General features: G+C 72.0%; 11 protein-coding genes and 1 pseudogene. 4 read left to right on the top strand and 8 right to left on the bottom strand.

Annotated elements, in window-relative coordinates:
• Nucleotides 1–5: 5 nt before the first annotated feature.
• The 3 genes from ADK66_RS16515 to ADK66_RS16505 form a co-directional block, all read right to left on the bottom strand.
• The gene (locus ADK66_RS16515; RefSeq protein ID WP_053656280.1) at nt 6–530 is read right to left on the bottom strand and encodes a GNAT family N-acetyltransferase; all 525 of its coding nucleotides are present in this window, start codon (nt 528–530) and stop codon (nt 6–8) included.
• A 440-nt stretch (nt 531–970) separates the two neighbouring features.
• Nucleotides 971–2,545 (bottom strand): FMN-binding glutamate synthase family protein, encoded by a 1,575-nt coding sequence (locus ADK66_RS16510; RefSeq protein WP_053656226.1) that lies wholly within the window; start codon nt 2,543–2,545, stop codon nt 971–973.
• A 127-nt stretch (nt 2,546–2,672) separates the two neighbouring features.
• A complete protein-coding gene (locus ADK66_RS16505) occupies nt 2,673–3,803 on the bottom strand; it encodes a peptidoglycan-binding protein (protein WP_053656224.1) in 1,131 nt (376 codons plus the stop codon).
• A gap of 196 nt (nt 3,804–3,999) precedes the next feature.
• On the opposite strand from ADK66_RS16505, the pseudogene ADK66_RS16500 reads away from it, so the two are divergent.
• Both ADK66_RS16500 and ADK66_RS16495 read left to right on the top strand, forming a co-directional pair.
• A pseudogene (locus tag ADK66_RS16500) lies at nt 4,000–4,711 on the top strand (hypothetical protein); the annotation flags it as partial.
• A 585-nt stretch (nt 4,712–5,296) separates the two neighbouring features.
• Nucleotides 5,297–6,562 carry an MFS transporter gene (locus ADK66_RS16495; protein ID WP_053656220.1) on the top strand — a complete coding sequence of 422 codons (1,266 nt, stop codon included), beginning with the start codon at nt 5,297–5,299 and terminating at the stop codon, nt 6,560–6,562.
• Between the two features lie 14 nt (nt 6,563–6,576).
• On the opposite strand, the gene ADK66_RS16490 is transcribed toward ADK66_RS16495, so the two are convergent.
• From ADK66_RS16490 to ADK66_RS16475, 4 genes are all read right to left on the bottom strand, one after another.
• The gene (locus ADK66_RS16490) at nt 6,577–6,990 is read right to left on the bottom strand and encodes a YchJ family protein (protein ID WP_053656218.1); all 414 of its coding nucleotides are present in this window, start codon (nt 6,988–6,990) and stop codon (nt 6,577–6,579) included.
• 152 nt (nt 6,991–7,142) lie between these two features.
• Nucleotides 7,143–7,754: a class F sortase gene (locus tag ADK66_RS16485; RefSeq protein ID WP_157552554.1), complete on the bottom strand. Its 612-nt coding sequence runs from the start codon at nt 7,752–7,754 to the stop codon at nt 7,143–7,145.
• A gap of 83 nt (nt 7,755–7,837) precedes the next feature.
• On the bottom strand, nt 7,838–8,323 hold the full coding sequence (locus tag ADK66_RS16480; protein ID WP_053656216.1) for a hypothetical protein: 486 nt from the start codon (nt 8,321–8,323) through the stop codon (nt 7,838–7,840).
• A 263-nt stretch (nt 8,324–8,586) separates the two neighbouring features.
• Complete coding sequence (locus tag ADK66_RS16475; RefSeq protein ID WP_053656214.1) at nt 8,587–9,423, bottom strand: metalloregulator ArsR/SmtB family transcription factor; 837 nt, start codon at nt 9,421–9,423, stop codon at nt 8,587–8,589.
• Nucleotides 9,424–9,520: 97 nt separating this feature from the next.
• On the opposite strand from ADK66_RS16475, the gene ADK66_RS16470 reads away from it, so the two are divergent.
• Nucleotides 9,521–10,828 carry a lycopene cyclase family protein gene (locus ADK66_RS16470; RefSeq protein ID WP_053656212.1) on the top strand — a complete coding sequence of 436 codons (1,308 nt, stop codon included), beginning with the start codon at nt 9,521–9,523 and terminating at the stop codon, nt 10,826–10,828.
• An 11-nt stretch (nt 10,829–10,839) separates the two neighbouring features.
• On the opposite strand, the gene ADK66_RS16465 is transcribed toward ADK66_RS16470, so the two are convergent.
• Nucleotides 10,840–11,946, bottom strand: a complete 1,107-nt coding sequence (locus ADK66_RS16465) for a serine hydrolase domain-containing protein (RefSeq protein WP_053656210.1) — start codon at nt 11,944–11,946, stop codon at nt 10,840–10,842.
• Between the two features lie 118 nt (nt 11,947–12,064).
• Between ADK66_RS16465 and rnhA the strand changes: the two genes are divergently transcribed.
• Nucleotides 12,065–12,541 carry a ribonuclease HI gene (gene rnhA / locus ADK66_RS16460; protein ID WP_053656207.1) on the top strand — a complete coding sequence of 159 codons (477 nt, stop codon included), beginning with the start codon at nt 12,065–12,067 and terminating at the stop codon, nt 12,539–12,541.
• Nucleotides 12,542–12,582: the final 41 nt, after the last annotated feature.

Genomic DNA, 12,582 nt, shown 5'->3' with positions numbered 1-12,582 from the left:
CCGGGTCACAGGTCTTCGAACGGTCGGGCATAGCGGAACTTCCCGCGGATCGATTCGCGCCAGGCGTTCAACGGCCGTGCCTGGAAGTATTGGGGACCCCACGGCTGCGGCGGGGTGATGCCCAACTCGACGGCGGGACGGAACCCGAAGCGCGGGTAGTAGTCGGGGTGCCCGAGCAGCACCACCAGCGGCTCGTCGCGCGCGTCGGCCGCGCCGAGCACCGCGTGCATCAAGGCGCTGCCCACGCCGCGCCGCTGCCAGTCGGGGAGCACCCCGACCGGCCCCAGGCCCAGCGCCACCGGCTGGCCGGCCACCCGACCCCGGGTGGCCACCACGTGCCCCACCACCTGGCCGTCCGAATCGGTCGCCACCAGGGAGTACGCGGGCAGCCAGCCCTCGTCGCCGCGCAGCGCGTCGACAAGCGTCGCCTCGACGGGCACGCCGTCACCGCCGCCCGCCGCGGCAAAGGCAGCGGAGTGCACCGCCCGAATGGCATCGACGTCGGCGGGTGTCTCGCGTCTGATCAGCACCGCGCCACCATAGGTGCCATGTGTCGGCAACTCCATGTGTTTATCGCGCGTCACCGTGGTCCGCGGCCGTGATACCCGGGCGGCAACCTGAAGCCGACCCGGCCGGGGCAGGCACCTGTTAAACGGCTGATACCTCTGAGTCATCAATATGACTCTGAGGTATCAAGCTCACGGGAACCCCGCCATCCCCCTCTGCCCGGCCCGCCACCGGGGCTCGCCTCCGCCCTCTGCCCGGCCCGCCGCCGGGGCTCGCCTTCGCCCCGGCCCGCCTTCGTCCTCCGTCTCGTCCACGGTCAAGGCCCTCGTCTACGGCCAAGGCCCTCGTCACGCGCGGGGCGAGGGCACGTCCACACCCATGTCCAGAGCCACGCCCACGGCCTCGGCTCCTGGGCCCAAGCGTCAGGCCAGGGCTGCTGCGTCAGGGGAGGGCGGCCGGGACCTCAGCCGACGGCGGTGGCCGACGGTGGGGCGCTGCCGCCCTGCGGCGCCTCCGGCATCATCAGCCGGACTATCTCCTTCTGGTCGGCGGGGGAGGGCATACCCCAGTCGGGCTGGTAGCCGTACACCTCGTGCAGTGGCGTGGCGCCGGTGCGGCCATTAAGGATCTCCACGGCGTCCGTGCCGATCAGGCCGGGGTGCTCCACACCGCACGCCTCTGCGACCTTCATGAGGTCCCGGCGCAGCGTCCGCAGGTAGTTGGCGGCCCGGACCGACTTGAGAGCCGGGTCGAGCCCGCGCGCCAGCCACGCGTTCTGCGTCGCCACACCCGTGGGGCAGGTGTCGGTGTGGCACTTCTGCGCCTGGATGCAGCCGATCGACAGCATCGCCTCCCGGCCGACGTTGACCATGTCGCAGCCGAGCGCGAACGCCACTATCGCGTTGTCCGGCAGGCCGAGCTTTCCCGCGCCGACGAACACCACCTGCTCGTGCAGGTCACGCTCGGCGAAGACCTTGTAGACCCGGGAGAAGCCCTGCTGGAACGGCAACGACACCGAGTCGGTGAAGATCAGCGGTGCGGCGCCGGTGCCGCCCTCGCCGCCGTCGACCGTCACGAAGTCGACGCCCCGGCCGGTGTCCCGCATCAGGGTGGCCAGTTCCTCCCAGAAGCCCATGTCGCCGACCGCCGACTTGATGCCGACAGGCAGGCCCGTCTCGGCGGCCAGCAGCTCCACCCAGTCGAGCAGACTGTCGCAGTCGGAGAACTCGGCGTGCCGGGACGGGCTCACGCAGTCCTGCCCGGCGGGGATCCCTCGGGTGGCGGCTATCTCGGCGGACACCTTCGCCCCGGGAAGCAGACCGCCCAGGCTGGGCTTCGCGCCCTGGCTCAGCTTGATCTCCAACGCCCTGACCGGCGCGCCGGCTACCAGGTCCTTCAGCCGGGGCAGGCTGAACCGGCCGTGCTCGTCGCGGCAGCCGAAGTACGCGGTGCCGAGTTGGAAGACCAGCTCACCACCGTTGCGGTGGTACGGCGACAGGCCGCCCTCGCCGGTGTTCTGTAGGCAGCCGGCGAGCGCGGCGCCCTTGTTGAGTGCGGTGATGGCGTTGCCCGACAGCGAGCCGAAACTCATCCCGGAGATGTTGACCACCGACTCCGGCCGGAAGGCGCGCGGTCGCCCCCGGGCTGCACCCAGCACCTTCGCGCTGGGCAGCCGCACGTCGTGCCCGGCCGTCGGAGTGGACGGTGGCACCGCCCGGCCGAACGTCCGATGCTTGATGATCGGGTAGCCGGAGGTGTGCTCGATGTCGTTGTCCGTGCCGAAGCCGAAGTAGTTGTTCTGCTGTTTCGCCGAGGCGTACACCCAGCGGCGCTGGTCGCGGGTGAACGGCCGCTCCTCGTCGTTGCCCGCCACGATGTACTGCCGCAGCTCCGGCCCGAGAGCCTCCAACAGATAGCGGGCTCGGCCGAGCACCGGGAAGTTGCGCAGCAGCGCGTGGTCACGCTGGATCAGGTCCCGCGCGGCGAGCGCGGCGACGGCGGCTGCAACGGCGGGTACGGCTCGACGGGCCCATTTCATGTCCGGCACTCTTTCCGCCCACGACCCTTGCCAAACCGGCGCAGCGGTGACACCTGCCCTGCTCAGGCCGGGGGCGACGTGAACTCGCGTCACCCCCGGCGTGCCTGTGCGCGTGGCGGGCGTGCGGTCAGCGGTGCTGGAAGGACTGGCGGACCGTACCGCCGACGACAGTGCACCACGTGCTCGTGCTGAGCTTGCCGTTGCGGGGCAACCCGTGTAGCGCCTGGAGATCCTGCACGGCGCGTCGGGTGGCGTGGTCGTACGCGCCGGTGACAGTGACCGCGTACCCCTTGGTGGCGAGGATCTCCTGCACGGCGGTGACCGGCGGGCCGCTGGCGTGCTGGTCCAGTTCGGGCACCAGGGTTTCCCAGGTGGGTGCGGTGAGCGTGGCGTCGACGTCCACGGCGATGCCGTTGCGGGCCTGCCAGTCCTGCACGGCCGCCACCGTCGCGGCGTCGAACGTGCCGCTGACCGTCACCGCGTAGCCGCGGAACGCCAGCAGGTGCTGCACCACGCGGACCGACGGCGAGTTGACGAAGCGCCAGAGGTCCGGCCAGCGGCGGGCTGGTACGTTGCCCAGCTTGGTGCCGAGGGCGGCGAACACCCGTCGGCGCAGCGCCGGGAACTCCCGGTAGAAGGCGGCGCCCGGGCACTGGGTGGTGCGGAAGTCCCAGTGGCCGAAGATGTCGTGCGCGTGCAGACCGTACTGTCGGCAGACGGCGACGCAGAGCTTGACGAGGGAGTCGGTCAGGGCCTTCGGCGGCGTCTCGGTGACGTACGTGCCCTCGTTCTCGATCCCGATGGCCCGACCGTTCTCACCCGGGCAGTGCGCCGAGATCATCTGCCGGTCGCCGGCTTCGAGGCGTTCCAGGCTGCCCCGGCGTCCCTCCAGGACGTACCCGCCGCGGCTGACCGTGAAGTGCTGGCCGGTGTCGGACCACCCGTTGCCGTCCATGTGCAGGTCCTGGCAGTCGTGGGCCAGCTTGACGGCCTGCTCACGGGAGTAGTCGGTGACGTTCGGAAATGCCATGTGATGCACGATGATCTTGTTGGTGGCGATGGCGCTGACCGCCAGCGGGTCCTTTGGCGGCCGGGCGTCCCACTCGTCGCAACTGATGATCCAGTCCAGGTCGGTGCCGGGGCCGGCGTACGCGGCGCCGGGGAACGCGAGTTCGCTCCCGACCACGGCGACCGTGGCGGCGCCGAGACCGGCCCGCAGCAGCGTCCGGCGGTCCACTTCGGAATGGTCGAGGTGCATGACATCTCCTCCTGCGGCCGTGGCGGGGGATGAAAACTAACTCCAGTGACCGCATTCCGCTCCGGAGGATATTGCCAGGACTCGCCCGGGCGCTAGAGTCCGAGTTGATCACGTTTCGGGCGGCGGCGTTTCCGGACATGATGGCGGGGGTAGGTCGGGGCCGACCATCCCGGCAGCCACGCGTGGAGGAAACCCGATGAGAGACAACGTCAGCGACGCGGTGGGCGACGCCCTTCGCTCGGTGATGCTTTTCCTGCCCAAGGCCGTCGCCTTCGTGGCGATCCTGGTGGCCGGATGGCTGATCGCCAAGGCCGCGCGGAAGATCGTGGACAAGGTCCTGGAGCGGGTGGGCTTCGACCGCGCCGTGGAGCGCGGCGGCATCCGTCGGGCGCTGAGCCGTTCCCGGTACGACGCCAGCGACCTCGTCGCGAAGCTCGTCTACTACGGTCTGCTGCTTGTCACCCTCCAGATCGCCTTCGGCATCTGGGGGCCGAACCCGGTCTCCGACCTGATCGCCGGCGTCGTCTCCTGGCTGCCGCGGGCGTTCGTCGCGATCGTCATCGTTGTGGTAGCCGCCGCCATCGCCAACGCCGTGAAGGACCTCATCAGCGGCGCGCTCGGCGGCCTGTCGTACGGCAGGGTGCTGGCCACCATCGCGTCGGTGTTCATCCTCGGCCTGGGCGTCATCGCCGCGCTGAACCAGATCGGTGTGGCGACAGCAGTCACCACGCCGGTGCTGATCGCTGTGCTGGCGACAGTGGGCGGCATCCTCGTCGTCGGCGTCGGCGGGGGACTGATCCGGCCCATGCAGAACCGCTGGGAGTCCTGGCTGACCCGCGCCGAGCAGGAGTCGCAGCAGATCGCCGCGCACGCCCGCGCGTACCAGGCCGGCCGCCGTGACGCCGAAGCCGAACAGGCCAGGTCGAAGACCCCGGCCACCGACCCCGAGGCCACCCAGGTGGTGACCCGTCCGAGTGCCCCGGAGGCCACCGAGTTCGGAGCCCGTCCGAGCGACCCGGAGGCCACCCAGATCGTGACCCGCCCGAGCGACCCGGACGCGACGCAGGTGGTACGCCCGTCGACCTCTTCCGACACCACCCAGGTGGTCACGGGCGGCACGCCCGACGCCGCGGCGCCTCGGCGGACCGATGACACCACGCAGGTGGTCGGCGGTGGTGCGGTTCCCGGGCAGCGTGCCAACGACGACATCGAGGCCACCACTGTCATCCCGCCGATGGACCGGCGCTGACCACGAGCAGCGCCGACAGGCGCTGACCGGCAGAGGGACGTCGGGGCGGGATCCATGCGGATCCCGCCCCGTTCCCGTCCGGCACGCCGAAACCGCTGGCCGAAACCGCTGGCCGGCGGCGCGCGGCGCGTCTAGCATCGCCGACATGACCTGGCGACATTGATCCAGTGCCGCAGGCCGTTCCCGTGGGCCACCACGGGCACCGCACGTCCGGTGTCCGTTTCCACTCCCACGGGAAGGCCCCATGACCCAACTCGCCTCACGCGCGCCCGACCCGGCGGTCCGCCGGCTGACGGTCACCCTTTACGGGTACGCGTTCCTCAGTGACCTCGTCCTGCTCTACCCGCTGTACGTGGTGCTCTTCGCCGACACCGGGTTGTCGGTGGGGCAGATTTCGTCGCTCTTCGTTCTCTGGTCTGCCGCCGGCATCGTGTTCGAGGTGCCGTCGGGCGCGTGGGCCGACGTGGTGTCCCGTCGGCTGCTGCTGTGCCTCGCCCCGCTGGTGACCGGGGCCGGCTTCGCGCTCTGGGTGCTTGTCCCGTCGTACCCCGCGTTCGCTGTCGGTTTTCTGCTCTGGGGCGCCGGCGGTGCGCTCGTCTCCGGTGCGCTGGAGGCGCTCGTCTTCACCGAACTGGACCGTCTCGGCGCCGCCGGCCGGTACGCCCGGGTGCTCGGCCGGGCACGGACGGCCGGCGTGCTGGGCGTGGTGGTGACCGGTGTGCTCGCCGGCCCGGTGCTCGCCTTCGGTGGATATCCGGCGGTCGGTGTGGCCACCGTCTTCGCCTGTCAGCTGGCGGCCGCCGTCGCCACCCGTTTCCCGGAGCATCGTCGAACGTCGACCGTGGCGTCGGATGCCCCGGTATCCGATCAGGACGATGCCGACGACCTGGGTTGGTGGGAGACGATGCGGGCCGGGGTGGCGCAGGTCCGCACCCACCCGCCGGTACGGGCTGCCGTGCTGCTGGTCGCCGTGGTCGCCGCCGACTGGGGCGCGCTCGACGAGTTCACTCCGCTGCTCGCTCTGGACACCGGCGTCGGGGCGAAGGCCGTACCCCTCCTGCTTCTGCTGCTCTGGGCCGGGGTGACAGTCGGCGGGCTCCTCGCCCCGGCGGGGGAGCGGCTGGGCACGCGGGGATACGCGGCGCTGCTGGCCCTGGTCGCGGTCGCGCTGGCCGGCGGCGCACTCATCGGGCATCCGGCCGGCTTCGTGCTGATCGCTGTGGCCTTCGGTGCCGCGCAACTGGCGACGGTGCTGGCCGACGCGCGGCTCCAGGCCCGGATCACCGGCACCAGCCGCGCCACTGTCACGTCCCTGGCCGGGATGGCCACCGACGTGCTGATCATCGTGACCTACGCCGGCTACGGCCTGCTCGCCACGGTGGCGAGCAACGCGGTGGCGTTCGCGCTGACCGCCGGGGCGTACCTCGTGGTGGCGCTCGTGTTGGTCACCCAGCGTCGGTCGCCTGCCCACCTCGGTTCGTCTCCGCGGTCGACGGGACCGGGACGCTGACCTCCGGACAGCCGTCAGAGTTGGTCACCGTCGAGGTAGACCCACCGGCCGTCCTCGCGGACGAAGCGGCTGGTTTCGGTGAGCGTGCCGGTCCGACCCGCGTCCCGGTAGTGGGCGCGGAACGTCACAGTGCCGGTGGCATCGAGCAGGCCGCCCCGCTGGGTCTCGACGATCTCCAGGCGGATCCACCGCTGCCCCGGATCAAGCTCCAGAGACGTGGGCCGGGTCGACGAGTGCCAGCTCCGCAGCAGGTAGTCGGTGTCGCCGAGGGCGAAGGCGCTGAACCGGGAGCGCATCAACGCCTCGGCCGTCGGCGCTGGCTTGTCGCCGACGTGCGCGGGGGCGCAGCAGTCCGCGTACGCCTGACCAGAGCCGCACGGGCACACCCGCCCCACAGTCGCCCCAGCCCGCCGCCGCGCAGAACCCATGCCCCAAATCCTGCCCCACCCGCGTCCTGCGTCCCGCCCCACCCCTCCCCGCGATCTTGCACTTCCTGCCCCGCATAGGTGAGAAACCCCCCATACCGGCGACCCAAAGTGCAAGATCGCGGGAGCGGGAGGGAGAAGCGGGGCGGGGGCGGTTAGGCCGTGCGGGTTGCCAGGACGACGATGTTGTCCTCGTAGTTGCCGGTTGTGCTGTCGAACCGGCCTCCGCAGGTGATCAGGCGCAGGCCGGCTGCGTCCGCGGGGCCGTAGACCAGGTCGGTGGGGAAGCGATCCTTGGGGTACGCGTGCACGCCGTCCACTGTGAACGTGGCGACCTGTGCGTCGGCGCGGACGACCCGGATCTCCTGGCCCGCGCGGAGTCGACCGAGGTCGAAGAAGACCGCAGGGCCGGCCGGGGAGTCGACGTGCCCCACCAGGACGGCGTTGCCGGTCTCGCCGGGGCTGACTCCGTGCCGGTACCAGCCGGCAATGGTGGGCCTGTCCAGCGGTGGCACCTCCAGCACCCCGCTGGCGTCCGCGCCGACGGGGATGATCTCGGCGCGTACGTCGATGGCGGGAATCTGCACCCGGACCGGCGCGGCGCGGGTCAGCGGTGCCAGATCCGGTGCGTGGTGGATCCGGGTCGGAGTGCCGGCCGGCGGCTGTGGTGGCCGGGCCGGGCCGGCGGTGAGGCCGACGGCGACCAGGCCCAGGCCGGTCACGCCGAGCAGGGTCACCGCCGCCGGGAGGATCCGCCGCCACCACACGTGCTGACCTCCGGATGGTCGGGGTGCCCGTGCCGGTGTCACCGGCACGGGCACCCGTTCTCAGGGATGGTGCGGGCCGCCGGTCAGGCGACGGTGGACACCGGGCGGCGCCGGCGATACAGGAGCGCCGCGCCTCCGGCGGCGGCGCCGAGCAGCGTGCCTCCGGCGGCGAGGGCGCCGGTGTCGCGGCTGTCGCCGCCGGAGCCGGCAGGTGCGCCGCCGATCGGGGTGACGGCGAACGTGGCGGTGCCGGCCGAGCTGCCGTCGCCGCAGGTCGCGGCCACCGTGTAGGTGCCCAGTGTGAATCCGGCGGTGAAGAGTTCGGCGCTCAGTCCGCCGCCGGCGGCGGCCGTGGTGGATCGGACGTTCTGGTCGCGGTTGGGCCCGGTGACGCGGAAGATGGCGTCACCCGACTTCGGGTTGCAGGTCGTCGCGGTGAGCACGACGGTCCCCCCGACCGGGGTGGTGGCGGGTGACACGACCGTGTCGGCCAGTGCGGCGCCCGGCAGCAGGAGCGTGCCGAGGCCCACGCCGAGCGCCGCCGAGCAGAGTGCTGTTGAGACCTTCATACGCGTCTTCCCTCACTTTTCGTCCGCTGACTACGTGGGACGTCGTTCGGGTGGCCAACTCCGTGACTAGCACCGGTGTGCCCAACCCTAGGTGGGTTGGGACCTCGATCCGGTGAAAATGAGAAATCTTCGTTGCCGTCACGTGTCCACCCGAAGGCGGGGAGAGCTGCGGAAAGGCCCGGACGTCCGACCAGCCGGTCAGCCCAAGCCGAGCCGCCGATCAGTCCGCGCCGACCAGCCGGGCAGCCGCGCCGACCAGTTGCTCAGCCCGCGCGGTCCGCCGGGACCGACTCGGGCATCGGTTCACCGGTCTCCACGAGCGTCTTGAGACTGGCCAGCAGCTCGGGCCAGCCGCCGCTGCCGTCGAGTTGGCCACTGATCGCCTTGTGCATCTCGCTGTCGGGGGAGAAGCCGTCGTGGATGACTGTCAGCCGTACGGCCGACGGCCCGTGCGGCGTGATCTCGAAGGTCACCGTCGACCGGCGCTCGTCCAGACGTGCGGCGAGCTCGGCGTCGGACCAGCCGAAGTGCTCGGCGTGCTCGGGTTGGAAGCCGTGCCAGCTGTAGGAGAGGCGCCGGTACGGCTCGGCGACGAGGACGCGTTGCCCGAGGTCGCGCGGTTCGGCGTCCGGCGCGTCCTGCCAGAGCACCGGCGAGCCGACCTGCCAGTCCGACACCAGGGCCACCCCACCCCAGTAGCGTCGGGTGAAGGCCGGCTCGATGAGCGCGGCCCAGAGTTGCTGCGGCGTGGTGGTGATGTACGTCGTGTAGACGAACGTGGGGCTCTCCATGGGTTGACGCTCCAAGGCTCTGCTCAGGTCGGCGAGCGCCGCCGCCCGCTGACGGTCGTAGCGGCTGAGCCACCGGTCGGCGATGGCGGTGATCGGGGCGGCGTTGAGGTAGTGCAGCTTTTCCCGGCCACGCCGCACTGTTGTGACGAGGTCGGCCGACTCCAGCACCGCGAGGTGTTTGCTGACCGCCTGGCGGGTGGTGGCCAGCCCGTCGCACAACTCCCGCAGGGTCTGACCGTTGCGTTCGTTGAGTCGGTCGAGCAGCCGGCGACGGCTCGGATCGGCAAGTGCCCGGAACGCCTCGTCCACCAGACCTCCAACAGGCAACCGTGCGGTTGCTCATGAACTTAGGCAACCGCACGGTTGCCTGTCAATCGTGTCGCCCCGACCGGCGTCCGGACCGGTCGTGTGGCAGCGTGGGGCGGTGACCGAACGCGCGCCCCTCGACGTCGACCTCGCGCTGCTCGGCGGCGGTGGCGCCGCGTCCCTACTGCTCGCCGCGCTGGCCCGGCACGGCGTGCGCGACCTGCGGATCGCCGTCGTCGACCCGGTGCGCCGACGCGGCCAGGACCGCACCTGGGCGTTCTGGGGCCACCCTGACAACGACCTCGACCCGCTGCTCAGCGCGAGCTGGCAGCATGTCGAGGTGGCCACGCCGACGCGCCGCCGCGTCCTGGACCTGGCCCCCCTGCGGTACGCGATGCTCCGCTCCGGCCCCGTCTACGACGCCGCTGCCGCTGCCGAGCGTCGCCTGGGCGTCACAAGGATCGTCGCGCCCGCCGAGACGGTGACCGACGACGGCACCCGCGTGCTGGTGCGCGCCGGTGACGGGCGGAGCATCCGGGCCGGCTGGGTGCTCGACTCCCGCCCCCGCCCACCGGCGCGACCGGGGCGGACCACCTGGTTGCAGCACTTCCGCGGCTGGTGGCTGGAGGCCGACCGGCCGGTGTTCGACAGGCGCCGGGCGGTTCTCATGGACTTCCGCGCCCCGCAGCCGACCCGAGGCGTCTCCTTCGGCTACGTGCTGCCGGTCAGCGACCGCTACGCCCTTGTCGAGTACACCGAGTTCTCGCCGGACCTGCTCACCGACGCCGGCTACGACACGGCGCTGGCCGGCTACCGGGACCTGCTCGGCCTCGATCCGACCGGGCTGCGGGTGCGCGAGGTGGAGAACGGGGTGATCCCGATGACCGACGCCCCGTTCACGGCCCGCCCGTCACCTCGGGTCGTACGCCTCGGCACGGCAGGTGGCGCCACCCGCCCCTCCACCGGCTTCACGTTCTCGGCCATGTACCGCCAGGCCGACCAGGTTGCCCGCGCACTCGCCGCCGGCCGGCCGCCGGTGCCCGACGCGGCGTACCCCCGGCGGCACCGCTGGATGGACGCGGTGGCCCTGCGCGCGCTGGACCGGGGTGGGGTCGGCGGCCCCGAGTTCTTCGACCGACTCTTTGACCGCAACCCCGCCGAGCGGGTGCTGCGCTTCCTCGACGGCGCGACCACCCCGGCCGAGGAGATCGCGATCATGAGTTCCACGCGGCTGGTGCCGATGATCGCGGCGACCGCTGGCGACGCCGCGCACCGCGTCCGCGACCGGCTGCGGCCCGCCCGGCCCGCGCCGCCCATCCCGGCCGCCGTGGTGGGCGCCGCGCCGGGCGCTCACCTCGAGGCCGAGCCGGACGCCGTCGGGCCGGGGTCGGCCACGCCGCCCGGCTGACCCGGGTCGGCTCAGCGCCTCGCTGCCACCGCATCGCGGACCAGCACCCGCAGGTCCTCCATCGGGTCGCCGTCACCCGCCCCGAGCAACGTCTTCGTCGCCGCCACAGTCAACCCCAGATCCGGGTACGCGTACGCGAGGCTGCCGCCGCTGCCTGCCGCACCGAACGAACCGTCGGCGTCCACGGCGTACCCGAGGCCCCAGGTCGTCTCCTGGCCGAACACCCACTCCGGGCCGGCTCCGGCTGGTGTCGTGGCGGTGCGCAGTCGGGCCGGCGAGATCAGCCGGACGCCGTCGACCTCGCCGATCAGGGCGGCGAGCATCCGAGCCGCAGCGCGGGCGGTCATGGTGCCGGTGGCCGGCACCTCGGCGGTGAGGAAGTCGGCGCGACCGCCGATCTCCGCGCCCGGTCGGACACCGGCCGGGGCGACCCGGTCGAAGTTCGGCAGGTTGGCGCTCGCGAAGTCGAACAGCGCCGACAGGTTGCGGTCCTCGACCCGGGCCAGCCGGTCCAGGTCGCCTGCCGGTACGGCGAGATACAGCTCGTCGGCGACCCCGAGCGGCCCGGCCACGTCCTCGGCGAGCACCTGCGACACGCGCCGGCCGGTGACCCGGCGAACCACCTCGCCGATCAACCAGCCGAACGTCCACGCGTGGTACGCCTTCAACTCGCCGGGTGGCGCGATCGGTTCGGTGTCGGCCAGGAGCGCGCACATCCGGTCCCAGTCGGTGAAGTCCTCCGGCGTGACGTCCTTCGGCAGGGCGGGTACGCCCGCGGTGTGGGTGAGCGCGTGCCGCAGGGTGACGCGGTCCTTGCCGTGCCGGGCGAACTCCGGCCACACCTCGGCGATCGGCAGGTCGTAGTCCAGCTCACCGCGCTCGGCCAGCACGTGCACCACCGTCGCGGTGAGGACCTTGCCGGTCGACACGCTCCAGATCGGTGTGTCGGCGGTCAACGGCCGACCGGTGGCCCGGTCCGCGCTGCCGACGTGCACCTCCAGGATCGGCTCACCGTCGAGATAGGCGGCGACCTGTACGCCGGATTCGCGCCCGTTGCTGATCAGCTCGTCGATCGTCTGCCGCACCTCGGCCCGCAGGCCGTCCCAGGTCCCGTTCATGGGATCGACTCTGGCAGACCGGGACGGGCCGGCGCGCTCGATTTTCGCTGTCCCCGGCCCGGCGTGGCCGCCCCCCCGAGCAGGGCGTACGACGTCAGCGCCCGGTAGGTTGCCTGCCATGGTGGACGCGGTGGCCGGCAGGGGCGTGCAGATCTGGACCGACGGGGCGTGCAGTGGCAACCCCGGGCCGGGCGGTTGGGGTGCGCTGCTGCGCTACGGCGACCACGAGCGGGAGCTGTGCGGCGGCGAGGCCACCCCGACCACGAACAACCGGATGGAGCTGATGGCCGCCATCCAGGCGTTGGAGAGCCTGAACCGCCCGGTCAGCGTGGAGTTGCACACCGACAGCACCTACGTGCGCAACGGCATCACCAGTTGGCTGGCGTCGTGGAAGCGCAACGGCTGGTTGACCGCCGCGAAGCAGCCGGTGAAGAACGCCGACCTGTGGCAGCGGCTGGAGGCAGCCTGCGAGCGGCACCAGGTCACCTGGCTGTGGGTCAAGGGGCACAACGGGCACCCGGAGAACGAGCGCGCCGACGGACTGGCAAACAAGGGCATGACCGAGGCCCGGACCGCCGCCCCAGCCCGCCGCTGACGATCGCGCCGGCCTCAGGCCGCCGCTGACGATCGCGCCGC

This window comes from Micromonospora sp. NRRL B-16802 (assembly GCF_001279555.1).
Lineage (GTDB): Bacteria > Actinomycetota > Actinomycetes > Mycobacteriales > Micromonosporaceae > Micromonospora > Micromonospora profundi.
The sequence above is the reverse complement of the archived record's forward strand: the minus strand, read 5'-3'. Positions and strand labels throughout refer to the sequence as shown.